Annotated in this window: 20 protein-coding genes and 2 pseudogenes; 11 read left to right on the forward strand and 11 right to left on the reverse strand. The window is 60.7% G+C overall.

The window, feature by feature from the left end:
* Window positions 1-64: 64 nt before the first annotated feature.
* Window positions 65-1,762, forward strand: coding sequence for a SulP family inorganic anion transporter (locus ACOAP0_RS05870; protein WP_498375199.1), 1,698 nt, complete (start codon window positions 65-67; stop codon window positions 1,760-1,762).
* On the opposite strand, the pseudogene mobB reads toward ACOAP0_RS05870, so the two are convergent.
* Window positions 1,759-2,271, reverse strand: a pseudogene (gene mobB, locus ACOAP0_RS05875) (molybdopterin-guanine dinucleotide biosynthesis protein B); the annotation flags it as partial. The gene ACOAP0_RS05870 and the pseudogene mobB sit on opposite strands and share 4 nt — an antisense overlap.
* A 17-nt stretch (window positions 2,272-2,288) precedes the next feature.
* A complete protein-coding gene (glmS, locus tag ACOAP0_RS05880; RefSeq protein WP_498375198.1) occupies window positions 2,289-4,205 on the reverse strand; it encodes a glutamine--fructose-6-phosphate transaminase (isomerizing) in 1,917 nt (638 codons plus the stop codon).
* A gap of 143 nt (window positions 4,206-4,348) precedes the next feature.
* On the opposite strand from glmS, the gene ACOAP0_RS05885 reads away from it, so the two are divergent.
* On the forward strand, window positions 4,349-4,822 hold the full coding sequence (locus ACOAP0_RS05885; protein WP_498375197.1) for an Lrp/AsnC family transcriptional regulator: 474 nt from the start codon (window positions 4,349-4,351) through the stop codon (window positions 4,820-4,822).
* Here ACOAP0_RS05885 and ACOAP0_RS05890 read toward each other — a convergent pair.
* On the reverse strand, window positions 4,819-5,763 hold the full coding sequence (locus ACOAP0_RS05890; protein WP_498375196.1) for a LysR family transcriptional regulator: 945 nt from the start codon (window positions 5,761-5,763) through the stop codon (window positions 4,819-4,821). The two genes, ACOAP0_RS05885 and ACOAP0_RS05890, sit on opposite strands and share 4 nt — an antisense overlap.
* 204 nt (window positions 5,764-5,967) lie before the next feature.
* Between ACOAP0_RS05890 and ACOAP0_RS05895 the strand changes: the two genes are divergently transcribed.
* The gene (locus ACOAP0_RS05895) at window positions 5,968-6,150 is read left to right on the forward strand and encodes a hypothetical protein (RefSeq protein ID WP_313867582.1); all 183 of its coding nucleotides are present in this window, start codon (window positions 5,968-5,970) and stop codon (window positions 6,148-6,150) included.
* 57 nt (window positions 6,151-6,207) lie between these two features.
* Here ACOAP0_RS05895 and ACOAP0_RS05900 read toward each other — a convergent pair whose 3' ends face one another.
* Both ACOAP0_RS05900 and glmU read right to left on the reverse strand, forming a co-directional pair.
* Window positions 6,208-6,960 (reverse strand): sensor histidine kinase, encoded by a 753-nt coding sequence (locus tag ACOAP0_RS05900; protein ID WP_498375195.1) that lies wholly within the window; start codon window positions 6,958-6,960, stop codon window positions 6,208-6,210.
* 9 nt (window positions 6,961-6,969) lie between these two features.
* Window positions 6,970-8,421, reverse strand: a complete 1,452-nt coding sequence (gene glmU, locus ACOAP0_RS05905) for a bifunctional UDP-N-acetylglucosamine diphosphorylase/glucosamine-1-phosphate N-acetyltransferase GlmU (RefSeq protein ID WP_498375194.1) — start codon at window positions 8,419-8,421, stop codon at window positions 6,970-6,972.
* Here glmU and ACOAP0_RS05910 point away from each other — a divergent pair.
* Both ACOAP0_RS05910 and ACOAP0_RS05915 read left to right on the forward strand, forming a co-directional pair.
* A complete protein-coding gene (locus tag ACOAP0_RS05910; protein ID WP_498375193.1) occupies window positions 8,420-9,325 on the forward strand; it encodes a DUF6279 family lipoprotein in 906 nt (301 codons plus the stop codon). The two genes, glmU and ACOAP0_RS05910, sit on opposite strands and share 2 nt — an antisense overlap.
* Before the next feature lie 6 nt (window positions 9,326-9,331).
* Window positions 9,332-9,733: a TfoX/Sxy family protein gene (locus tag ACOAP0_RS05915; protein WP_498375190.1), complete on the forward strand. Its 402-nt coding sequence runs from the start codon at window positions 9,332-9,334 to the stop codon at window positions 9,731-9,733.
* Between the two features lie 49 nt (window positions 9,734-9,782).
* On the opposite strand, the gene ACOAP0_RS05920 is transcribed toward ACOAP0_RS05915, so the two are convergent.
* Window positions 9,783-10,382, reverse strand: a complete 600-nt coding sequence (locus ACOAP0_RS05920; RefSeq protein ID WP_498375189.1) for a 5-formyltetrahydrofolate cyclo-ligase — start codon at window positions 10,380-10,382, stop codon at window positions 9,783-9,785.
* 9 nt (window positions 10,383-10,391) lie between these two features.
* Between ACOAP0_RS05920 and ACOAP0_RS05925 the strand changes: the two genes are divergently transcribed.
* Window positions 10,392-12,392 carry a lytic transglycosylase domain-containing protein gene (locus ACOAP0_RS05925; protein ID WP_498375187.1) on the forward strand — a complete coding sequence of 667 codons (2,001 nt, stop codon included), beginning with the start codon at window positions 10,392-10,394 and terminating at the stop codon, window positions 12,390-12,392.
* A gap of 24 nt (window positions 12,393-12,416) precedes the next feature.
* Here ACOAP0_RS05925 and ACOAP0_RS05930 read toward each other — a convergent pair whose 3' ends face one another.
* The gene (locus tag ACOAP0_RS05930; RefSeq protein WP_498391341.1) at window positions 12,417-14,264 is read right to left on the reverse strand and encodes a diguanylate cyclase domain-containing protein; all 1,848 of its coding nucleotides are present in this window, start codon (window positions 14,262-14,264) and stop codon (window positions 12,417-12,419) included.
* Window positions 14,254-15,141: a transporter substrate-binding domain-containing protein gene (locus tag ACOAP0_RS05935; RefSeq protein WP_498375185.1), complete on the reverse strand. Its 888-nt coding sequence runs from the start codon at window positions 15,139-15,141 to the stop codon at window positions 14,254-14,256. The genes ACOAP0_RS05930 and ACOAP0_RS05935 overlap by 11 nt, the downstream gene beginning before the upstream one ends.
* A 130-nt stretch (window positions 15,142-15,271) precedes the next feature.
* On the opposite strand from ACOAP0_RS05935, the pseudogene ACOAP0_RS05940 reads away from it, so the two are divergent.
* From ACOAP0_RS05940 to ACOAP0_RS05960, 5 genes and pseudogenes are all read left to right on the forward strand, one after another.
* A pseudogene (locus ACOAP0_RS05940) lies at window positions 15,272-15,956 on the forward strand (glutathione S-transferase family protein).
* A gap of 25 nt (window positions 15,957-15,981) precedes the next feature.
* Window positions 15,982-17,283, forward strand: a complete 1,302-nt coding sequence (locus ACOAP0_RS05945; protein ID WP_498375184.1) for a multifunctional CCA addition/repair protein — start codon at window positions 15,982-15,984, stop codon at window positions 17,281-17,283.
* A gap of 48 nt (window positions 17,284-17,331) precedes the next feature.
* Window positions 17,332-18,033, forward strand: coding sequence for a response regulator transcription factor (locus tag ACOAP0_RS05950; RefSeq protein ID WP_087495080.1), 702 nt, complete (start codon window positions 17,332-17,334; stop codon window positions 18,031-18,033).
* Entirely contained in the window at window positions 18,030-19,406 is a 1,377-nt protein-coding gene (locus tag ACOAP0_RS05955; protein WP_498375182.1) for a sensor histidine kinase, read from the forward strand. The genes ACOAP0_RS05950 and ACOAP0_RS05955 overlap by 4 nt, the downstream gene beginning before the upstream one ends.
* Window positions 19,407-19,479: 73 nt before the next feature.
* Window positions 19,480-19,752 (forward strand): hypothetical protein, encoded by a 273-nt coding sequence (locus ACOAP0_RS05960; RefSeq protein WP_498375181.1) that lies wholly within the window; start codon window positions 19,480-19,482, stop codon window positions 19,750-19,752.
* A 141-nt stretch (window positions 19,753-19,893) separates the two neighbouring features.
* Here the strand turns inward: ACOAP0_RS05960 and ACOAP0_RS05965 are convergent, their stop codons facing one another.
* Genes ACOAP0_RS05965 through ACOAP0_RS05975 form a run of 3 tightly spaced genes read right to left on the reverse strand, consistent with a single transcriptional unit; the run spans window position 19,894 to window position 22,737 of the window.
* Window positions 19,894-20,970, reverse strand: a complete 1,077-nt coding sequence (locus ACOAP0_RS05965) for an ABC transporter ATP-binding protein (protein ID WP_498391342.1) — start codon at window positions 20,968-20,970, stop codon at window positions 19,894-19,896.
* A 3-nt stretch (window positions 20,971-20,973) separates the two neighbouring features.
* Window positions 20,974-21,828 (reverse strand): carbohydrate ABC transporter permease, encoded by an 855-nt coding sequence (locus tag ACOAP0_RS05970; protein WP_313867596.1) that lies wholly within the window; start codon window positions 21,826-21,828, stop codon window positions 20,974-20,976.
* A gap of 30 nt (window positions 21,829-21,858) precedes the next feature.
* Window positions 21,859-22,737, reverse strand: a complete 879-nt coding sequence (locus ACOAP0_RS05975; protein WP_087495083.1) for a carbohydrate ABC transporter permease — start codon at window positions 22,735-22,737, stop codon at window positions 21,859-21,861.
* Between the last annotated feature and the right edge of the window lie 3 nt (window positions 22,738-22,740).

Genomic DNA, 22,740 nt, shown 5'->3' on the forward strand with positions numbered 1-22,740 from the left:
GCTGACGCGCTTGCATTGTGTTACCAAATTCCACCCGGCGTTTGGCCGGCGGTTAGCATAGTGCATGGCCCTGATACCGCACTGGATTCAACACTACCCCCGCCACCGTTTGCGGGACGACGTCCTTGCCGGTCTGGTACTCACCGTTCTGGTCATACCGCAGAGTCTGGCCTATGCACTATTGGCGGGCTTGCCTCCGCAGGCGGGGCTCTATGTGAGCATATTGCCCGCCATCGCTTATGCCTTGCTCGGAAGCAGCATGGTGCAAGCGGTAGGACCTGTAGCCATCACAGCCATCATGACGTACAGCGTGTTGAGCCCGATCGCCCAACCCGGTTCAGCGCACTACATCCAACTGGCAGCTTGGCTGAGTTTGTCATCCGGCCTGCTGATCGCTGCATGCGGCGTGGCGAGGCTGGGCTTTCTGTCCCAGCTTTTGAGCCGCCCGGTTGTCAGCGGTTTCGTTGCCGGGTCGGCCGTGTTGATCATGGTGAGCCAAGCCAAGTTCATTCTTGGTGTTGAAGTTCACGGCAATTCCACGGGCCAGACCCTGCGCCTTCTGGCTCAGCAGCTACCCAACACCAATCAAGTCACCTTGATGCTGGGTCTGGCTTCCATTGCGGCGCTCACCGCGGCCCGCTTGTGGCTCAAGCATTGGCCGGTGTGGATGCGCATCTCGCCCTTGCTGGTGTTGCTGGTGACCACTCTTGTCGTCTCCTCACTTGATTTGGATTCCAAGCATGCGGTAGCAGTGGTAGGCGCCATCCGCCTGGATGGAATGTCTCAGGTGTTTACCCTGCCGGAGATGGCGTCCCTCCAAGCATTGGCGGGGCCTACCTTGCTGATTTCCTTCATCGGCATGGTGCAGTGCATCACCATGGCGCAAGCACTTGCCGCCAAACGGCGGGAGCGCATCGATGCGAATCGGGAGCTGACCGGCTTGGGCGCAGCTAACATTGCCGCGGCCTTTAGTGGTGGCATGCCCGTGGGTGGAGGCTTGTCTCGGTCTGCCATCAACGTGGCGGCCGGCGCGCAAACGCCTCTGGCCGGCGTAGTCTCGGGGCTTTCGATGGTGATATTGGTACTGGTGGGCACGGAATGGCTGGCCAAACTCCCGCTGGCAGTGCTGGCTGCCAGCATTGTGGTGGCCGCCTGGGGGATGATCGATGTGCGAGCACTGCGCCAAGCTTGGGGTTACGACCGTGCAGATGCGATTGCGTGGCTGGGTACCGCTATGGGGGTACTTGCTCTCGGTTTGGATACCGGAATAGCCATGGGCATAGGACTGTCCTTGGCGACACTGCTGTGGCGTTCCAGCGCACCGCATATTGCAGCTCTTGGTCGGCTGCCGGGTACATCTACCTTCCGGAATGTAGAACGCTACGAGACTGAGACCTTGCCGCACGCGCTGTTGCTGCGTATCGATGAGAGTCTGTTCTTCGGCAACCTGCAAGCGATCGAAGCTCGCCTGAGCCAGGAATTGGGACAATCAGAGCAAGTTGAAGATGTAGTCTTGGTGATGACAGCAGTCAACCGCGTTGACACTTCAGCCATGGAAGTTCTCGCAGACATCAACCGCGATCTGCAAGAACGCGGCATAAAGCTCCATTTCGCAGAGGTCAAAGGCCCGGTGCAAGACCGGTTGATGCACACCGAGCTGTGGACCGGCTTGTCAGGCCAGGTGTTTCAGTCGGTATCTGAAGCATTCCATGTTTTGCAGAGCAAAAGACTTCCCGCTGCGGACGCAGCACTGGCTATTTAGGACGCGAAGGACTCTTGGGGCAAGCGTTGTGCTGCGTGCGCGAGCACAAAGTCTGCTATCCGACCGACATCGCTCAAGTCCAAATGCAGCACGTTTCCGGGGTGCGACGCAGAATCACTGGCAACCGCAATCACGCCGGGCCACGCGGGCCAAAGCGTGGCCTTGCCCTCGCTGGCACGCCAGACTTCCAGTTTGGGAAACTCACCACCTTTAAATCCTTCGACCAGTACCAGGTCACAGGCCTGCATGCGATCCAGCAGATAGTCCAGCGAGGGTTCGGGTTGGCCACGCAACTCATGCATCAGTGCCCAACGCTCCCGCCCCAACAACAGTACTTCGGAGCATCCGGCTTCGCGCAGGCGGAATGAATCTTTGCCCGGCCGGTCGATCTCGATGTCTTTGTGGCTGTGCTTGATCAGTGATACCCGCAGTCCCCGTCCGGTAAGCTCGGGAATCAGCCGCTCCAGCAAGGTGGTTTTTCCCATGCCGGAGTGACCAGCGATGCCGAAAAAGCGCATGTACAGATTTACTCGACGGTCACGCTTTTGGCCAGATTGCGCGGCTTGTCGACATCGGTCCCTCGCGCGCAGGCGGTGTGATAAGAAAGCAGCTGCAAGGGCACTACGTGGAGCAAAGGAGAGAGCTCACCATAGTGCTCCGGCATGCGGATCACATGCAAGCCTTCGCCACTCTCGATCTTGGTATCCGCATCGGCCAAGACATACAGCACGCCGCCACGAGCGCGCACCTCGTGCATATTGCTCTTGAGTTTTTCCAACAGTGCGTCGTTAGGTGCCACCGTGACCACCGGCATCTCGCTGGTTACCAAAGCCAAGGGGCCATGCTTGAGTTCACCGGCGGCATAGGCTTCGGCGTGGATGTAGGTGATCTCCTTGAGCTTGAGCGCGCCTTCCATGGCAATGGGGTAGTGCAAGCCACGGCCCAAGAACAAGGCATTTTCTTTCTTGGCAAAGTCTTCCGCCCATGCCATCACCTGAGGCTCCAGGGCCAGCACTGCTTGCAGCGCGGCCGGCAGGTGGCGCATGGCTTTGAGGTGGCGAGCCTCTTCCGCATCGCTCAAGCGACCCTTGGCTTGCGCCAGGCACAAAGTCAACAGGAACAGACCGGCCAGCTGGGTGGTGAAGGCCTTGGTAGACGCGACCCCGATTTCCACACCTGCCCGGGTCACATACGCCAAGCTGCATTCGCGCACCATGGCACTGGTCGCCACGTTACAAATGGTGAGCGTGTTCTGCATACCTAAAGACTGGGCGTGACGCAATGCTGCCAAGGTGTCGGCTGTCTCTCCACTCTGCGTGATGGTGACGACCAAGGTGTTCGGGTTCGGCACGGAGTCGCGATAGCGGTACTCGCTGGCCACTTCTACATTGCACGGGATCTTGGCAATGCTCTCGATCCAGTACTTGGCCGCGCATCCGCTGTAATAACTGGTGCCGCAGGCCAGAATCAAAACGCTGTCAATCTGCTTGAACACCCGCGCAGCGTTAGCGCCGGGTGCGTGGTTCGCTTGCTGGTCAAACAACTCGGGGACTATGCCTTCCACGCCTTCGAGCGTGTCGGCAATCGCGCGGGGTTGCTCGAAGATTTCCTTCTGCATGTAGTGGCGGTAGGGCCCCAGCTCTGCGGCACCGCTGTGGGCGACCACGGTTTTGACCGGGCGCTGCGCAGGTGCAACCGCTTTGTATGCCCTGTCCACCAGCCAGTACTTGCCCAGCTGCAAGTCCACCACATCGCCTTCTTCGAGGTAGACGATCTGGTCCGTCACACCTGCGAGCGCCATCGCATCGCTGGCCAAAAAATGTTCTTGCCCGTCTTTGCCGACACCCAGTATCAGCGGCGAGCCAGCCCGCGCACCGACCAGCCTGTGCGGCTCGTCTTTGCAAAACACGGCAATCGCATAGGCGCCGTGCAACTGCAAGACGGCGGCTTTGACTGCCTCGAACAAGTCGCCGTCGTAAATACTGTCGATCAGGTGGGCAATAACTTCCGTATCGGTTTGGCTGTGAAAGACATAGCCCTTGGCTTTCAGAGCCAATCGCAGGTCATCGTGGTTTTCGATGATTCCGTTGTGGACCAGTGCAATCCGGCCGGGTTTGCTCTCTGCATCCGCACCGGGGCCGTGGCTGAAATGGGGATGCGCGTTATGCACCACCGGAGCTCCGTGCGTGGCCCACCGTGTGTGAGCAATGCCCAGGTGCCCTTGTACGGCACCAGCCGCCACTTGCTCAACCAGCTCGGCCACGCGAGACGTACTGCGGGCACGTCGCAAGCCATTGAACGGAGCGCCACCGTTACTAGCTTCGTCTTGCGCATACACCGCCACGCCACAGGAGTCATACCCCCGGTACTCCAGCCGCTCCAGGCCTTGAACCAATACGGGAATGATGTTGCGGGTCGAAACCGCGCCGACGATGCCACACATAGACAGTCTCCAATTCAAACAATGGTGTGGATGGTAGAACTTTTCGAAGAAATTAATGCTTGTTTTTCCATTTAAATTGAATGAAAATTTCACACAATGCTGAATATGAAATTTAATTTCAATTTTTATCTCAATTTGAATTTATGGAGCTAGACCTTACCGACCTTCAACTGCTGGCGCAATTGCAAGTGGATGCCAGCTTGAGCAATCAGGCCTTGGCAGAGCGGGTGCATACCTCGCCCCCTACCTGCTTGCGCCGGGTCAAGCGCTTGCATGACGCCGGGTTGATTGAGCGGCAAGTCGCCATCCTGAACCCGCAGCGCATGGCAGAGGTCATAGGCCATGGTCTGACCGCCATTGTGGAAATCACGCTGGACCGGCAGGACACCGGCGCGCTGGAGATGTTTGAAGCCCGGGTGGCGGACGACTTCAGCGTGCAGCAGTGCTATCGCGTATCACCCGGTCCTGACTTTTGTCTGGTAGTGCACGCCAAAGACATGCCGGACTATCAGGCGATCACGCAACGTCTTTTCACCAGCGATGCCAATGTGCGCAACGTGAAAGCGTTTTTCAGCGTCAAACGCAGCAAATTCGGCGCAGAACTGCCACTGCGCTAACGCAAGCCGCTCATGCCGCCGCATACCGCTTGGGCATCGGCCAGCATCAGGGCGGTTTGCTCTGTGAGGTAATCCAGGAACACGCGGGTGCGACGCGGCAAATACTGGCGGCTGGGCAATGCTGCATACAAGTGCACCTGCCCCGCCACCCAAGGCGCGAGCACGCGCACCAACTCACCTGTGGCCAGCAATGGCCCCACCAACTCCACGGTGCAAGGGGTGATGCCCACACCGTCCAGCGTGGCGGCAATCAGGGTTTCAATGTGGTTCGAGCTGATCACCGGTGTGAGATTCAAGTCCACCGTTTCTTGCGGATTCGTTTCATTGCGCAAGTGCCAACGCTTGTGGCGGGCAATGCTGCCCGAAAGCTCCAAACAATCGTGTGCAACCAGCTCATCGGGAGTTTGAGGTATGCCTTTGCGCTGCAAATACGAAGGCGCCGCCACCAGAATGCCGTGCGTCGTCGCAATTTTCCGGGCCACGATGGTGCCGTCGTATGCCTCATCTGCCGCAAAAAGTGTCACGTCGTGCTCCTCGACCGAGGGCTCTTCAAACGATTCCACCCGGATGTGCAGCGTGATCTTGGGATACTTGGCACGGAACCCAGCCAGCAAGGGAGCCAACAAGTAGGTGGCCAGCACCGGCGTGGCCAGCACATGCAGCTCCCCGGCAAGCTCCTGGGTATGCAAGTTGGCTAAGGCATCAGCCTCGTCAATGTCCTGAAGAATGGCGCGTACCCGGGCCAGATAGGCCTCACCGGCTTCACTCAAAGAAACCTTCCGCGTCGAGCGGTGGAGCAAACGGGTCCCCAAGTGTTCTTCCAGATCGGCCACCAGCCGCGTCACAACGGCCGGCGACATGTCCAAGGCACGTGCTGCAGCTGCAAAACCGCCTTCGTCAATGACTCGCTGAAACACCCGCATGGATTGCAACCGGTCCATCGCACTTTCCTTTTTTCAACAAGAACTCGATTGTTTCCAAATCAGCAACGCTGAAGTTCTATTTGGATAGTTTATCTTTGTTTTGAGAAATTTTACAGTTCATCCCATCGACGAGACGCAAACGAAATAACCGCCCCATCGATGCTGTTCAGACGGACTGAAACCCGCCGGAGCGGAATCTTCAACTTTGAAAGGAACTTCATCATGAACAAGACTACTTTTGCTGCTATCACCTTGGTTCTCGGCTCTTTGTTGGCCGGTCAAGCTTTCGCTGCTGACGCTGCTACCGATGCCAAGGCTGCCGACAAGCAAGCCGTTGCCGCCAAGGCAGCTGACAGCAAGTCCACTGACGCTTACGCTGACCTGGACAAAATCAAGAAGTGGTAATCCGCACTACGGCCCACAGGCCGTAAGCGCAACCCGCACCAGCCCGGCACCGCCGGGCTATTTTTTTGCCTGTGGGAATAACAGACATGCCAGCGTGCCGCCCTGCTCTCTGGGCACAAGGCTGATGGTCGCGCCTACTTTGGCCAGCAGGCGTTGCGCCGTCAGCAGGCCCACACCCAAACCGGGAAACTGCTTGGCGGAATGCAATCGGCCAAACACCTTAAACAACTTGTCTTGCATCGCCGGGTTGAAACCGGCACCGTTGTCTTCCACCCGAAGCTGCACCTTTCCCTCCGGAGCTTGATGGACCGACACGGAAATCACAGGCTCCGCCACCTTGGCTGTAAATTTGAAGGCATTGGCCAGAACCTGTGACAGCGCTTGCCGAACTATGGCCTCATCAGCCAGCACCTCGAGCGGGGCGGGCACATCCACAGTCACAGCGACAACTCGATCAACAAAGCCTGCCTGCACCTCCCGCACGCAAGACTCCACCACGGGAGCCAGTTCAACAGCACCCGGCAGTGCCTGTACAGCCCCAAGGCGGGACAGGGCCGTTAAAGCGTCCAGCAACACGCCCATGTGATCGGCGGAGGCCGTGATGGTGCGCAGAAAGTCAGCACTTTCGCCAGTGAGCTGGGCACCGGCTTCCTCCTCCAGCAAACGCGCAAACGACACCAGATGGCGTAGCGGCGCCCGCAGGTCGTGAGACACGGTGTAGGTGAACTCCTGCAGCTCAGCGCGGCTGGCGGCAAGTTCTACCTCCAACTCTTGAATACGTTGTTGCAACTGGTGCTCGCTGCTGTGCATGTTCACCTCTCAGGCTTTGGGTTTCTTTGCCGGACGGCTCCAGTTGGCAATGCTCACCTGTTTACCGCGCGCCACACTCAGGGCACCGGCTTCGGTGCTCTTGGTAATGGTGGAGCCGCCACCGATGGTGCCGCCTGCACCAATGGTGACGGGCGCGACCAACACGCAATTGCTGCCCACATGCACATCCGCCTCAATGACAGTGCGGTGTTTGTTGGCGCCGTCGTAGTTAGCGGTAATGCTGCCTGCGCCATAGTTCACCCGCTCACCGACTGTGGCATCGCCCAAATAAGCCAAGTGGTTGGCTTTGGCGCCGGCGGCTAGGGTGGAATTCTTCACCTCCACAAAATTGCCGATATGCACCTCCGCGCCCAACTTGGCGCCAGGGCGCAAGCGGGCGAAGGGGCCAATCAACGCGCCTGCACCCACTGTCACGCCCAACTTCTCGCCATCAATGTGAGTGAAGGGGTGAATCACTGCGCCCGCCTCGATCACACAGTTGGCGATCACACAGTTCGCGCCGATCGACACTCCCTCGCCCAGACTCACCTGACCCGAAAAAACACAATTCACATCGATGCTGACGTCATGAGCGCACAACAGGTCGCCACGCACATCGATGCGCGCAGGGTCGGCCAGCCGCACGCCTTCGTCCATCAAACGGTGGGCTTGCTGCGATTGATAGGCACGCTCCAGTTCAGCCAGCTGCACCGGACTATTCACCCCGGCCACTTGCACGGGATCCGAAATCTTGTGCCCCACCACCGCCACGCCATCGGACACAGCAAACTTCACCACGTCGGTGAGGTAGTACTCGCCCTGGGCGTTTTTGTTGTCCAGGCGTGCCAACCAGGTTTTGAGCTGCGCCGCAGGCACAGCCATGATGCCGCTGTAAATCTCTGTGATTGCACGTTGTGCCTCTGAAGCATCTTTGTGCTCCACAATGGCTTGCACCGCGCCACCCGCATCGCGCACGATGCGCCCGTAGCCAGCCGGGTTACTTTGTTCCAGTGTGAGCAGCGCGAGTTTGTTGCCGCCACAGGCCTGAATGAGGTGGAACAAGGTATCGGATTGCGTCAAGGGCACGTCGCCTGAGAGCACCACCACCACGCCATCGTCCGGCAGCACTGGCGCGGCTTGCTGCACGGCATGGCCGGTGCCGAGCTGCGGCTCCTGGCGCACAAAATTAAAGGAAAATCCGGCGCTAGCACCCGTGAAATCAGCGCAGGCTGCTTCCACTTCCATAGCACTGTGGCCGGTGATCACCACCACATGACGGGCCTGAAGGTCCGCGGCGGTTTCCACCACATGCTGCAACAAGGGGCGCCCGGCCAAGCGCTGCAGGACTTTCGGGATTTTGCTGCGCATGCGGGTGCCTTTGCCCGCCGCCATAATGACCACGTCCACCGGAGCGTGTGCCGGTGCGCCACTTGAAAGATGGGGATTGGAAGTCAATGCCATGCCTTTGTTGAATTCTGGAACGTTAGTTTGCGCGGGGGGTGTAGCCCGGCGCTGGTGCGCCATTATCTGCCTGCTGGCGGCGGGTCTGATCCTGACAGGTTGCGGCGCGGTGCGACTAGCCTACAACAACGCCCCCGACCTCACCTACTGGTGGCTGGATGGCTTTCTGGACCTCGACAGCCCGCAAAGCGTGCGCCTGCGCAATGACTTGAATGCCCTGCAGACCTGGCACCGCAAAGAAGAGTTGCCCGCAGTTGCCGAAATGCTCAAGAACCTACAAGCCGCGTCTCCCCAGCCCGTGGCTGCCGATCAGGTATGCCAGCTATCGCGCTACCTTGAAGGCCGGTTCCAGGCCGTGCTCGACCGCGCCACGCCGACCGCAATTGCACTCGGCCCGACATTGAGCAATGCCCAGTTAGACCATTTGGCCCGCTCATGGGACAAGCGCAATGCGGAATGGCGGGAGGAATGGCTGGACGGGTCCCCGCAGGAACGACTGAGCCGGCGCCTGAAAACCACCATCGAACGCGCCGAGGGCTTTTACGGCCGGCTCACCGACATCCAGAAAGCGCTGATCCGCAGCCAACTGGAAAGCTCGCCTTTCGATGCGGCCATCCAATATAAAGAGGTGTTGCGGCGGCAGAAAGACGCACTCCAAACCCTGCGCGCGCTCAAAGCTGGAGCGCCCAGTGAGATTCAAGTGCAGGCCGAAATGCGGGCTCTGTTGGTGCGCAGCCTGCAGTCGCCTGACACTACGTTTGTGCAATACACCGAGCGGGTTCGCAGCCATTTCTGTGAATCTGCCGCAGAGCTTCACAATGCCACCAGCCTGGCCCAGCGCACCAAGCTGCAGCAAACCTTGCAGGGCTACGAAAACGATGTTCGCGCTCTGATGCAACGCTGAATCACCATGAGCACCACCGACTCCGGATTTGCCGACTATTGCTGCGAACTATTGGCCAGCCTGGGACCCTGCCACGCCAAACGCATGTTTGGTGGTTGGGGCATAAGCTGCGATGGCTTGACGGTGGCCGTGATCGCGGATCTGGGCGATGGCAACACGTTGTGGCTCAAAGCCAGTGCCGACAACCGTGCCATCTATGAAGCGGAGGGCTGCAAACGCTTCATCTACACCGCCAAAGGCGAGCCACGTGGCATGAATTACTACAGCGCCCCGGCCGACGCCATGGAGTCACCGGCCTTGATGCGGGATTGGGCACAGCTCGCCTGGCAAGCGGCGCTCGCAGCCCGGAAACCTACATCGGCCAAGGCCAGGAAAAAATCGGTGCCGGGCCGCCCCACGCCGGTTTAGCCGCCTCGGGGGGCAGCGACCCGCACAGCGGTGGAGCGTGGGGACACCTTTACACCGGCCAAACCACTCCGTGGTCGTTGAGGATGGCATCCAGCGGCATATCGTGGGCTTCCGGCTCAAAATCATCCACAAACCCGGTGCCAAAGCCCAAACCTACCGTAAAGGGTTTCGGGCTCAAGCTGGCCAGCATGCAGTCATAAAAACCGCCGCCATAGCCCAAGCGGTACCCGCCGGGACCATAGCCCACGCAGGGCACAAACAGCAGGGTTGGCACGATCAGCTCGGTGTCTTTGGGCTTGGGAATGCCGTAGGCATCCTCTTCCATCGGGCAACCGGGATACCAGGCATGGAAGGTCATGGTTTTGTGGGCACGGTTCACTACCGGCAAGCCGATGCGGCGCGGCTGCGGCTGATCGATCAGCTCACCGTCTTCTTTCCAGCGGTGCAAGGCGGGCAAAGGATCAAACTCGCCCTTGATCGGCCAATAGGCACCGATAACCGCATCCGGCCGGCCTACCAGCCAGATACGCATCACGCGTTGTAAAAGATCGGCACGCTGTAGTCGATCCGGCATCGCCAGACGTTGATCCAACAGGGCCTTGCGAAGGGCTTTCTTTTGTGCAGCTTTGCTGTCGTCCGAGTTGTCCATAATCCCCACATGCAGTTTTCAGCCATTCTGACATCACTGGCCCTGTGCGGCGCCCTGATGTACCCCACTTTCACTTCAGCATACGCGCAAGGGCGCGATATCACCCGTCTCGATGAGACCATTCTGGACCTGGCCCAAGCCTACAAAAACCGGGACCGCAAACGCCTGAGCGCTGCCTTGCCCTCGATGAAGGGCTACATCCTGGAACCATGGGCCGCGTATTGGGAACTCTCTGCCCGACTTGACGAGGCCAGCAAGTCCGAAATTCAAGACTATCTGAATCGCTACAACGGCACTTACCAGGAAGACCGCCTGCGCGCAGAGTGGCTGCTTCAACTCGGCCGCAACCGCGACTGGGACACATTCGGGCGCGAGTACCCGCTCTACCGCATGAACGACGACAAATCCGTGCGTTGCTATGCGCTGTGGGCAGACTACAGCACCCGCAATGCCGATGTAGCCGGTGCCTTGGAACCTGTTTGGTGGGGACAGAAAGAAGCCGACGACGCGTGCGGCGGTCTGGCTGCCCAACTGGTCAAAGACAAAAAGCTCAGCGCGCACAGCGCATGGGTCCGGGCACGGTTGGGCATGGAAAACGACCGCTTGCGTGTGGCCACACAAGCCGTTGCGGCACTGGACAGCGACTACGTCAAAACCGTCAACACCATTTACAGCACACCGGCCAAGTACCTGAACGACAAAGTCACCGCGCTGCGTCCACAGACGCGCGAATTTGTATCGCTCGCCCTGATCCGGCTGGCCTATATAGACCCGGACAGTGCAGCTGTTGAGATCGACAAACTGCGCTGGAAAGCCCAGCTCAACCAGGAAGAACGCAGCTGGGTCTGGGGTGTCATCGGCAAGCGCTTGGCGCAAAAGCTCTCGGACGAGGCACCGGCCACCTTTGCCAAAGGCCAATTTGCGCAAATGCACGAAGACCATTTGGTCTGGGCTGCACGCGCCGCGCTCCGGGCCGGTCGCTGGAGCCAAGTGGCGGATGCGATTGCCGCCATGCCGGATTCCTTGCGCAACGACTCGACCTGGGTCTATTGGCGCGCCCGCGCGCTGGCTCAACGCAACAACGTCGAAACCGCCAAGATGGAGAGCCAGACGCTGCTCGAATCCATCGCAGGCACCAAGGGCTTTTATGAAATGCTGGCCCTGGAGGAACTGGGGCAAAAGATTGTGGTGCCGGCCAAACCCGCACCTTTGACGCTGGAGGAAAAAGATCAGGCCAAAAAGAACCCCGGCCTGGCCCGTGCACTCCATGCCATCGCTATCGGCCTGCGCAGCGACGGCGTGCGCGAATGGAACTACAGCACCAACCTGCACAACCGTGGCGGATTGGACGATCGCGCGCTCCTGGCCGCGGCCGACCTGGCCTGCAAGGCCGAAGTGTGGGACCGCTGCATCAACACCAGCGAACGCACCAAAGGCATGGTCGATATCGACCAACGCTACCCCATGCCGCACAAGAACGCGGTGCTGGCGCGCACCCAGACTATCGGCCTCGATCCGGCCTATGTGTACGGTCTGATCCGGCAGGAGAGCCGCTTCATCACCGATGCCAAATCCGGCGTGGGCGCTGCGGGTCTGATGCAAGTCATGCCCGCGACTGCCAAGTGGACCGCCAAAAAAATCGGGCTCAGCGACTTCCAGAGTCACCAGATTACCGACCGGGACACCAATATTGCTATCGGCACCGGGTATTTGAAGCTGGTGCTCGACAGCTTTAACGGCTCCATGCCCATGGCAGCAGCAGCCTATAACGCGGGCCCCGGCCGCCCCCGCATCTGGCGCGGTCAGACGGGCAGCCCTGTGCTGGAAGCTGCCATCTGGGCCGAGAACGTGCCTTTCTCAGAGACCCGGGACTACGTCAAAAAAGTGCTGGCCAACACCACGTTGTACGCGGCGCTCATCACGGGCCAACCCCAGTCCCTGAAAGCCAGACTGGGCAACGTGGGGCCGCGAGATGCCACCAGCCCGGAGGCAGGGCTCGACTTGCCTTAATACCCCGAGAGAAGCTCCGGCCTCTCAGGCCGTGCCACGGTAAAACTCGCAGCGGTTACGTCCGCTGCGCTTGGCGGCATACATGGCTTGGTCCGCATGCGTAAGTAGCAGCTGGGGCTCTGAGCCATGCTCAGGAAAAAGCGCCATACCCAGGCTGCCTGAAACCTGCACCACCGGTGCGTCAGGCCCCTCGCCCAAGATACAAGGCGCGGCAATGGCGGCCATCAGTTTGGCAGCCAGCGCCTGGAGTTCCGTCCGGCCTTCCACTGCGCTGAAAATCATGACAAACTCGTCGCCGCCCAAGCGGCACACCGTATCAGCCGCGCGCAAAGAACCCAGCAGCCTGCGGGCCACTTCCTTCAATAGCAGGTCGCCTGCGTCGTGGCCGTGGTTGTCGTTGACCTCTTTGAAGTGGTCCAGATCCAGAAACCCGATGGCAAAGACCCCTTTGTGCCGGCCGTAGTGCGCGCACAGCATCTTGAGCCGGTCTTGCAAGAGCACCCGGTTGGGTAGGCCCGTCAGGGCGTCATGCTCGGCAAAGTGGCTGCGGGCTTCGAGCCGCTTTTTCTCCGTCACGTCCTGCAAGACCGCAAGGCTGCGCACAGGTTGGTGCGCTTCGTCGTATTCCCAGATGGCAGACAGGATCACATCGCACAGCGTGCCATCGCGGCGACACAGCTGGTACTCGATGTTGTCGCAACGGCCATCGCGCGCGGCGGCGGGGATCACCACCTCGCGTGCTTTGAGCGCGGAGGCCGGATCCATAAAGTCGGCCACATGCCGTCCCAACACATCTGCCTCGGCATAACCCAGCGTGTCCAGCCACAACTTGCTGACCTGCACGATGCGTCCTTGCGCATCAATCGAATGCAGCATGGCCGGAGTCTGAAAGTAAAGGTCCCGGGCCCGCGCCTCACTGTCGGCCAGTACCCGCAAAGCCTGGCGCTGCCCTTCAGACATCACCGCCAGAAACAAGCCCGGCAAGAGCGTGGCCAATACCGACAAATAGAACAAGGCATCGCCCCACCAACTGGAGGTTGGCGGGGGCAGCAGCACGCCATAACGGATCAGTGCAGCCATGCTGGCGGCGACCAGCAAGTTGGCGGTGAAGGTGGCTACCAGGGTCGAACGCATGGCCATCCACACCACTGGGGCCACCATGATCACAAAGGGCTTGGGCAGGCTCGTACCTGCCCACAGCGTGACAGCCACACTGCCGAACAACATGGCCATGGCCATGGGCTCGGTGACCTGCTCTAGCGCCACGCGGGGCCGTTTGGTTGCCACCGACAGTGCAAGGGGCAGGGCTGCAACGGTGCCTATGGTGTGGCCGACGAACCAGTTCAGCGCCATCACATGCCAATCTCCACCCGCCACACCTATCCAGGCCAATCCCCCCAGAGGCGCGAGGACGGCTGCAGGCAGCAAGGCCGCACGCAGCAACACCACGCCTTGCACTGCCGCCCGATCTCCGGCGTGCTCCAATGCCCGGATGCGGTCCAACATGACAGCAGACAGCATCATCTCCAACAAGTGCACCGGCACGTCCAAGACGGCACGCCATGCCATCGTCGTGGGGCTGATCCACGCTTGAAACTCTGGTCCTGCCCCCCAGGCATACGCCATGTGGGTCACCCACACGGCCACAAACAAAGCAGCCAACATGGCAGGCCACTGCGAACGCTGCAGGCGCAGCAGAGCCACTGCCCCTACCGGGTTGGCCATCCAGATGATGACCTGCCCCGGCCGCGCGTCGGACACCATGAGCGACAAGAGCCCCATTGCTGCGCAGACGCCTGCCCAAAGCAGCATCCACCGCCCGCTGCGCGCGCGGGGCCGCATGGCACCGGTTTGCTGGACTTCAAAGACCATCCGCACCCCTGTCAGAAGGGCGTTTGGCCCGCAATCGCCATACCCCCACCATGACCAATGCCAGCAACGACAGCACCATGGCCAGTTTGCGCACCCAGGTCAGCCGCGGGTCTTCATAGGTCAATGTCTCGGTGTCTATCCAGCGGCGCAACAGCGCCTGCCGGGTGGCAGGCGTGATGTCCTTGAGGCCTGCATTCAAGGCATCGCCCAGCCCTGTCAACTCTTTGCGATAGGCAAAGCTCAGCTCGTACTCAAAGGGGAGCGACTCCACTACCTGCACGCCGCGTATGCCGCTGTGACGGGTGGCATCGCTCACGCTGGCCACATCCGCCACCACGCCGTCCACATCACCACGCATCAGGCCTTGCAATGCGGCGACATCATCGGGCACCGCGACCCAGCGCACTTGCGGGTATGTGGCGCGGACAAAGCTTTCCACGGCATAGCCTTTACCTACTGCGACCGAACGGCCAGCCAAGTCTTTCAGGGTTGGAGGCACCGGCCCCTGCCTCACCACCAACACGGCGGGCACTTTGACGTAGGGCTCCGTGAAGGCCAAAAACTCGGCCCGCTCCGGGGTGGGGCGCAAAGAGGAAATCAGGTCTACCTCGCCACGGCGCGCCGCCTGCAAGATGTTCGCAAGGTTGTCTGCAGGCAGCATCTGCACGTCGGCCCCCAAACGGGGCTTGAGGATGTCCAACACATCGATGGACAGGCCTTGCACCTGCCCGGCAGGCCCGGCGCTGACAAAGGGCGCGTAATCTTTTTCAGGCGCAAAGCGGATGGCTTGTGCTACCACTGCACCATGCAGCATGCCCAGACAAAAAGCCATCAGGCCCAATGCGGTTGGCCGGCAGGAGCTTGTGGTGTGCGCCATGGTTGTGTCCCTCTCGTTGTGTCTGCTGGAGTGCAGTGTCCGAGTCCTTGAAGTCAGTATAGGACCGGCCCCGCCGCGCGCCTAGTCCCCACAGGCGGTGCTAGCATGACGTTTTGACCAAGGATTGCGCATGATCAAGCTCTACATCGGTAACAAAAATTATTCTTCCTGGTCCATGCGCCCTTGGGTGCTTCTGAAGCAGGCCGGAATCGATTTTGAAGAGGTCATGGTCCGCTTCGACTCCTTCGACAGCCAGTCGCAATTCAAAACCACGCTCTCCAAACTCAGCCCCACCGGCAAGGTGCCTTTGCTGGTTGATGGCGACCTCGCGGTCTGGGACACCTTGGCCATTGCCGAGTACGTGGCCGAAGAGTTTCCCAACCTGCAGCTCTGGCCGGCCGACAAAGCCGCCCGCGCACGGGCCCGCAGCGTGTGCGCCGAGATGCACTCCGGCTTCACCGGCCTGCGCAGCAACTGCCCCATGAACATCGAGGCCACCCTGCTGGAAACCGGCGCCCTGATCTGGCGCGACAAGCCCGCCGTGCGTGCGGATGTGGCCCGCCTGAGCGCCATGTGGGAAGAGCTGCTGGCCCAGTATGGCGGCCCCATGTTGTTCGGCCAGTTCTCAGTGGCAGATGCGTACTTCGCCCCCCGTCTGCGCCCGCCTCAAAACCTATGGCCTGCCGGTCAGTCCGGTTGTGGGTGCCTATGTGTCCCGCGTGCTGGCACTGCCAGGCGTGCAGGCCTGGATCACCGGCGCGCTGGCGGAGAAAGACTTTCTGGACTTTGAAGAACCCTACCGCCTGCAACGCTGAGCCACTTCCTCAGCCCGCGCCTTCCATGCACGCCAGCTCGCCCGCCCACACCCACTCCACCGGCACCTTTCTGGTGGGCGGTGCCGTGCGCGACGCTCTGTTGGGCTTGGAGGTGAAAGACCGCGACTGGGTGGTCGTGGGCAGCAGCCCGCAGCAAATGCTGGATGCGGGCTACCTCGCCGTGGGCAAAGACTTCCCGGTGTTTTTGCACCCCCGCACTCAAGAGGAATACGCCCTGGCCCGCACCGAGCGCAAAACCGCGCCCGGCTACAAGGGCTTTGCGGTGCACGCCGCACCGGATGTGACCTTGGAAGAAGACCTGGCCCGGCGCGACCTCACTATCAATTCCATAGCTGCTCGCGCAGATTACACGGGCGCCAATGGCACTTTTGATACTAAAAACCTGATAGACCCCTTCAGTGGCCAGGCAGACCTGCAGATGCGTGTACTGCGCCATGTGACGCCTGCCTTCCGCGAAGACCCGGTGCGCATCCTCCGTGTGGCCCGGTTTGCGGCGCGGTTTACCGATTTCACCGTGGCACCTGAAACCACCGCCCTGATGCAGACCATGGTGGAAGACGGCGAGGTGGACCACCTGGTGCCTGAGCGCGTGTGGCAAGAGATCGCCAAAGGCTTGATGGAAGCCCGCCCCTCCCGCATGTTTGAGGTGCTGCGCAGTTGCGGCGCCATGAAGCGCCTGCTGCCTGAGCTGGACCGGCTCTGGGGCGTACCCCAAAGCCCCGAGTACCACCCCGAGGTGGACACGGGCGTGCACTTCATGCTGGTGCTGGACCGCGCCGCCCAGCTGGATGCGCCGCTGGCGGTGCGCTTTGCCTGCCTGGGCCACGACCTGGGCAAGGGAACCACGCCCGCCGACGTGCTGCCCCGCCACATCGGCCATGAGGAGCGCAGCGCCCGCCTGCTCAAGGGCGTTTGCCGGCGGCTGCGCGTGCCCAACGACTGCGCCGAGCTGGCCGACGTAGTCGCCCGCGAGCACGGCAACATCCACCGCAGCGGCTCGCTCAACGCTGCTGCCCTGCTGCGCCTCCTGGAGCGCTGCGACGCCATCCGCAAGCCTGAGCGCTTTCGCGCCGCCTTGCTGGCCTGCCAATGCGATGCCCAAGGTCGCCTCGGGCTGCACGATGCGCCCTACCCCCAAGCCCAGCGGCTGGGGCAGGCACTGGACCTGGCGCTGGCAGTTGCTACAGATTCCATAGCTGCTCGCGCAATATCCATGGGAGCCACCGGCCCAAAGATCGGTAAATTCATCCAAACCGCCCGCGCCGAGGCCATTGCCGCTGGCCTGCCGGCTGCCATCGCTGCCTGAGGGTTGTTCCGCTGCCAGCGGCGGGGCTTGCCTTGTTATGCTCCAAGCATGGCCCATTTACTGATTGTTGAAGACGATGAATTGCTGCGCGACGGCCTGTGCGCGCAGCTGGTACACGCCGGCCACAGCGTGAGCAGCGCCAGCGACGGCGCGCAAGCCCAAGGCCTGCTGGAGTCCACCCGTTTTGACGGTGTGGTGCTCGACCTGGGCCTGCCGGTGGTGGACGGCATTGCCGTGCTGCAATGGATACGCCAGCGCCTTGCCGCGCTTCCGGTCCTCATCCTCACCGCGCGTGATGGCGTTGACGACCGCGTACAAGGCCTCAACGCGGGCGCCGACGACTACCTCACCAAACCCTTCAACATGGCCGAGCTGCTGGCCCGCCTGCAGGCCATGCTGCGCCGCTCGCGCCTGCCTGCATTCGGTGGCTCGCTGGAGGTGCAAAGCACCCACAGCCGCAACCTGCGTCTGGACCCGGTACTGCCCCTGGCCTGGCTGGGCGATGACCCGATGGAGCTCACCCATCGCGAATGGTCTTTGCTCTCGCTGCTGGTCAACAACATGGGTCAGGTCGTCGGCCGGGAAGACGTGTTGTCCGTCTGGCAAACCGCTCCGCTGGAGGGCGGCGCCGCCGGCTCCAACGCGCTGGAGGTGTACGTGCACCGCCTGCGCCGCAAGCTCACCGATAGCGGCTTGAACATCCGCAACGTGCGCGGCCTGGGCTACATGCTCGAATCGGACACTCCGTGAGCCGCCCTGCGCGCTTCTCGCTCAAGCGGCAGTTGTTGATCTGGTTGCTGCTGCCCCAGCTGGTGTTGTGGCTCATGGGTGGCGTGCTGGCATTCCGCGTGGCGCTGGCCTATGCGGAGAAAACCATTGACCAATCACTGACGCAATCGGTGCGCTCGCTGGCAAGGCAGGTCAAGCCCATGGGCTCCGGCCTGCTGGTGGACTTTCCGCGTGCGGCGCGCGACATCATCGAACAAGACCCCGACGACCGCGTGGCCTACATGGTGTCCTCCCCGCCCGGCAGCTTCTTGCTGGGCAACACCAAAATCCCCGGGCGCACGCCCGACCTGTATTCCGCCGACAACGAGCCCGTGCTCTACGAAGTGGTGATGGACGGCCGGCCCATGCGCGTGGCCTCCATCGACCTGAGTTTTGGCGATGGATTCACCGACCAGCGCATGCGGGTTCAGGTGGCCAAGAGCCTGGTAGCACAGCAACGCATTGCCCGGGAGCTGGTGCGTGACGTGCTCTTCCCGTTGCTGATCTTGGGCGCCGTGCTCAGCGTGCTGGTGTACGAAGGCATACGCCGCGGCCTGGCTCCACTGGAGCGGCTGGAGGCGCAGCTGGCCAACCGCAACATGGCGTCGCTCTCTCCCATCGAGATGACGCAAGCGCCGGAGGAGGTGCACTCCCTGGCCAACACGCTGAACCAGCTGCTCACCACCCTGCGCCGCAGCCTGAGCCAGGAAAAGCGCTTTTTGAATGACGCCGCCCACCAACTGCGCACGCCCCTTGCGGGCCTGATCAGCCAGACCGAGCTGGCCATGCAAGAAAGAGACCCCGAGGCCTTGCAACAGCGCCTGACCAAAGTGCACACCGGCGCCCAGCGCAGTGCCCACCTGGTGCATCAGCTACTGTCTTTGGCCCGCACGGAGGCGGAGGTGAGCCTGGTGCCTGTGGACGCCGCGTCGCTCGCACGGGAAGTGGCACGCGAATGGACTCGCCGCGCCCTGGCGGCTGGCGTGGACTTGGGCTACGAAGGTGAAGACAGCGTCATGGTGCCCGCCGACAAACTGCTGCTGCGCGAAGTGCTGAGCAACCTCATCGACAACGCCCTGCGCTACGCCGGCAAAGGCGCCGTGGTCACGCTGCGCACCACGGTACATGATGGCTTCTGCTGGCTGGATGTGGAAGACACCGGCCCCGGCGTCTCTGGCGAGCAGCTGGAGCGCGTGTTTGAACGCTTCTGGCGCGCCAGCGAACTGCCCGGCGGCTGTGGCCTTGGACTGTCCATCGTGGCGGAAATTGCACGGCGGCATAACGGCACGGCGACAGCGCAGACGACGTTGCCGCATGGGTTGACGATTCGGTTGCAGTTGCCGTTGCAGGGGTGATGGTGGTCAGCGAAGCGGCGGAAGCGACCATTTATTTTCTTATTCAATTTGATTGACCGAGGCAGATACACCCATGTCAATTTTTCTGTACCTCATTGCTGGGGTTCTGTTTTGGCTTGGATTCGATGCGTTTCAGCTTTCGCGACATGAGTCACCACTGAATCAAGTCGAAAAAGATGAAATGATGTTTGGAAAAAATCATCGTCGGCCAATTCCAGATAGCCTACGTAGCTTCGTTGAAATGCGCTATCCGTTAGCCAGCGGAGCTTCAACATGGGCCTATGGGGTATTTTTCATTCTTGGGGGAGGTGTAGTTGCCTTCCTTGCTTGGTACCTTGAAGCGTGAAGCGAGAGTGTTCTTTAGCTGCTTGATCAGATTGATTACTAAGCTGCGACGTTGATGCGCGCTAACGGCCTGTTGAAAGTCACAAAAAAGCCGGACTGCCCCACAGGGGCAGCCCGGCTTTTTCGTTAAGGTCTTGAAGACTTACACGTCCAAACGCACACCCGTCGCAGTGCTGAACCAGTTGGTGTTCGCAGGGTTCACGCGCAGGCCGACTTGGTCGCCGGTTTTCCAGGATGCGCTCGGAGCAGTGCGCACAGTCACTTCGCCCGCCGAGGTTTTCACCACCACGTAAGTGTCAGCGCCGGTGGGTTCCACCACCGCCACTTCGCCACACCAAGCAGCATCGCCTGAGATCAGCTCGATGTGCTCTGGGCGCACGCCCAGGGTGGCGTCACCAGTGGCGGGGGTCGCCAGCTCCAGAGTGCTGCCGTTGAAAGTGAAGCGGCCTTGCGCGCCGGGCACTTCCACATGACCTTTGATCAGGTTCATGGTGGGCGAGCCGATGAAGGTCGCCACATAAGTGTTAGCCGGGCGGTTATAGATGTCGTCGGGCGTACCGATTTGTTGCAGGATGCCGTCCTTCATCACTGCAATGCGGCTGCCCAGCGTCATGGCCTCAATCTGGTCGTGTGTCACGTACACGCTGGTGATGCCGGACACCTGGTGCAGGCGCTTGATTTCAGCGCGCATTTCCACGCGGAGCTTGGCGTCCAGGTTGGAGAGCGGCTCATCAAACAAGAAGAGTTGGGGGTCACGTGCCAAAGCACGGCCCATGGCTACACGCTGGCGCTGACCGCCAGACAACTGCGCGGGGCGGCGGTCCAGCAAGTGTTCGATTTGCAGCATGGCGGCCACTTCAGCAATGCGCTTTTTGCGCTCTTCCACGGGCACCTTGCGCATTTCCAAGGCGAAGCCGATGTTGTCAGCCACGCTCATGGTGGGGTAAAGCGCGTAGCTCTGGAACACCATGGCGATGTCGCGCTGTGCGGGGGCTACACCCACCACGTTTTTGCCGGCAATGCGCAGCTCGCCTTCGGACGGTTCTTCGAGGCCTGCAATGATGTTGAGCAAGGTGGACTTGCCGCAGCCGGAGGGGCCGACCAGAATCAGGAACTCGCCGGGGGCGACGTCGATTTCGATCTTTTTCAGGACTTCAACGGCTTTGTCGCCCTTGCCGAAAACTTTGCGGATGCCTGCGATTTGGAGAGAAGCTGCCATTTTTTATCCTTTCACCGCGCCAGCGGTGAGACCTTTCACGAAGTATTGACCTGCCAGTACGTAGACCAACATGGTGGGGAGACCTGCAATCACGGCCGCAGCCATGTCGACGTTGTAGCTTTTGACACTGCTGGAGGTGTTGGCCATGTTGTTCAGGCCGACGGTGATGGGCTTGCTGTCCGCGCCGCTGAAGGCCACGCCGAACAGGAAGTCGTTCCAGATGTTGGTGAACTGCCAGATGAGCGTCACCATCAGGATCGGGGTGGACATGGGCACCACGATGCGGAAGAAGATGCGCCAGAAACCGGCACCGTCAATGCGCGCTGCGTTCACCAGCTCTTTGGGGATGGCGGTGTAGTAATTGCGGAAGAACAGCGTGGTACCGGCCAAACCGGCAATGCAGTGCACCAGCACCAAGCCACCGAGTGAGCTGGAGAGGCCCAAGTAGCCCAACACCTGGCTCATGGGCAACAACACCACCTGGAAGGGCATGAACACGCCAAACAGCATGAAGCCGAACAGCACTTCGCTGCCTTTGAACTTCCACATGCTTAGCACGTAGCCGTTGATGGCGCCCCAGGCGGTGGAGATCAGCACAGCGGGTACCGCCATGATGATGGAGTTCATGAAGTAAGGCTGCAGGCCGCGGCAGTCCACACCGGTACAGGCGCTGGACCAAGCGAGTTGCCAAGATTCAAAATTGAGGGAGTTGGGCAAGCTCAGCAAGTTGCCGGAACGGATTTGCTCGGCATCTTTGAACGAGGTGGCCAACATCACGTACAGCGGCGCCAGGAAAAAGAAGGCGGCCAACAGCAACGTGCCGTAGATCAGGATGCGGGGTAGGTTTTTAGACAACATAGGGTGCGATCGTGGTGGTACGGTCGTGGATTAACGGTCGTGAGGTTTGGTGCGCAATTCGCTGTACAGATACGGCACCACGAGGGCCGCCACGAACATCAGCATCATGGTGGCGCTGGCGGCACCCAGGCCGATCTGGCCGCGGGTGAAGCTCATCACGTACATAAAGGTGGCGGGTACGTCAGACGCATAGCCGGGGCCGCCAGACGTGAGCGCCATCACCAGGTCAAAACTCTTGATAGACAGGTGCGACAACACCAGTACGGTGGAGAACACCACGGGGCGCAGGATGGGAAGAATGATGCGCCAGTAGATGCGGGGCAGCGATGCGCCATCAATCTGGGCAGCTTTGATGATGCTGTCGTCAATGCCGCGCAGGCCGGCCAGCGACAAGGCCATGGCAAAGCCCGCGGACTGCCAGATGCCGGCAATCACCACGCAGTAAATGGCGGTGTCAGACTGCACCAGCCAATCGAAGCTGAAGCTGGTCCAGCCGAAGTCGTGCGCCAACTTCTCCAAACCCAGGCTGGGGTTCAAGATCCATTTCCAGGCAGTGCCGGTCACGATGAACGACAAGGCCATGGGGTACAGATAAATGGTGCGCAGCACGCCTTCGGCACGGATTTTCTGGTCCAGAAAAATCGCCAAGGCCATGCCCAGGATCATGGAGCCACCCACATACAACACGCTGAAGATGCCGAGGTTTTTGAGGGCGATGTACCAACGGTCCATCTCCCACAGGCGCACGTACTGCTCCAACCCCACGAACTCTTCGTAGTTGGGCAGCATGCGCGAGCCGGTGACCGACAGGATGCCGTTCCAGATCATGAATCCGTAAATGAAGGCGAAGCCGAGCACAAAGCCCGGGGCAATCACCAGCTTGGGGAGGATGTTTTCAAGGGTTTTCATAAG

Source organism: Curvibacter sp. Hmag1.1, from assembly GCF_059769165.1.

Excerpts from the sequence above, each read along its gene's own strand:
- ACOAP0_RS05890 (WP_498375196.1), bottom strand. The coding sequence starts at position 5,763 with ATGGACCGGTTGCAATCCATGCGGGTGTTTCAGCGAGTCATTGACGAA.
- ACOAP0_RS05965 (WP_498391342.1), bottom strand. The coding sequence starts at position 20,970 with ATGGCAGCTTCTCTCCAAATCGCAGGCATCCGCAAAGTTTTCGGCAAG.
- ACOAP0_RS05910 (WP_498375193.1), top strand. The coding sequence starts at position 8,420 with ATGCCTTTGTTGAATTCTGGAACGTTAGTTTGCGCGGGGGGTGTAGCC.
- ACOAP0_RS05870 (WP_498375199.1), top strand. The coding sequence starts at position 65 with ATGGCCCTGATACCGCACTGGATTCAACACTACCCCCGCCACCGTTTG.
- ACOAP0_RS05895 (WP_313867582.1), top strand. The coding sequence starts at position 5,968 with ATGAACAAGACTACTTTTGCTGCTATCACCTTGGTTCTCGGCTCTTTG.
- ACOAP0_RS05900 (WP_498375195.1), bottom strand. The coding sequence starts at position 6,960 with ATGCACAGCAGCGAGCACCAGTTGCAACAACGTATTCAAGAGTTGGAG.
- ACOAP0_RS05915 (WP_498375190.1), top strand. The coding sequence starts at position 9,332 with ATGAGCACCACCGACTCCGGATTTGCCGACTATTGCTGCGAACTATTG.
- glmU (WP_498375194.1), bottom strand. The coding sequence starts at position 8,421 with ATGGCATTGACTTCCAATCCCCATCTTTCAAGTGGCGCACCGGCACAC.
- ACOAP0_RS05975 (WP_087495083.1), bottom strand. The coding sequence starts at position 22,737 with ATGAAAACCCTTGAAAACATCCTCCCCAAGCTGGTGATTGCCCCGGGC.
- ACOAP0_RS05920 (WP_498375189.1), bottom strand. The coding sequence starts at position 10,382 with ATGGACAACTCGGACGACAGCAAAGCTGCACAAAAGAAAGCCCTTCGC.
- ACOAP0_RS05950 (WP_087495080.1), top strand. The coding sequence starts at position 17,332 with ATGGCCCATTTACTGATTGTTGAAGACGATGAATTGCTGCGCGACGGC.
- ACOAP0_RS05935 (WP_498375185.1), bottom strand. The coding sequence starts at position 15,141 with ATGGCGCACACCACAAGCTCCTGCCGGCCAACCGCATTGGGCCTGATG.
- ACOAP0_RS05945 (WP_498375184.1), top strand. The coding sequence starts at position 15,982 with ATGCACGCCAGCTCGCCCGCCCACACCCACTCCACCGGCACCTTTCTG.
- ACOAP0_RS05960 (WP_498375181.1), top strand. The coding sequence starts at position 19,480 with ATGTCAATTTTTCTGTACCTCATTGCTGGGGTTCTGTTTTGGCTTGGA.
- ACOAP0_RS05885 (WP_498375197.1), top strand. The coding sequence starts at position 4,349 with ATGGAGCTAGACCTTACCGACCTTCAACTGCTGGCGCAATTGCAAGTG.
- ACOAP0_RS05970 (WP_313867596.1), bottom strand. The coding sequence starts at position 21,828 with ATGTTGTCTAAAAACCTACCCCGCATCCTGATCTACGGCACGTTGCTG.
- ACOAP0_RS05925 (WP_498375187.1), top strand. The coding sequence starts at position 10,392 with ATGCAGTTTTCAGCCATTCTGACATCACTGGCCCTGTGCGGCGCCCTG.
- ACOAP0_RS05930 (WP_498391341.1), bottom strand. The coding sequence starts at position 14,264 with ATGGTCTTTGAAGTCCAGCAAACCGGTGCCATGCGGCCCCGCGCGCGC.
- glmS (WP_498375198.1), bottom strand. The coding sequence starts at position 4,205 with ATGTGTGGCATCGTCGGCGCGGTTTCGACCCGCAACATCATTCCCGTA.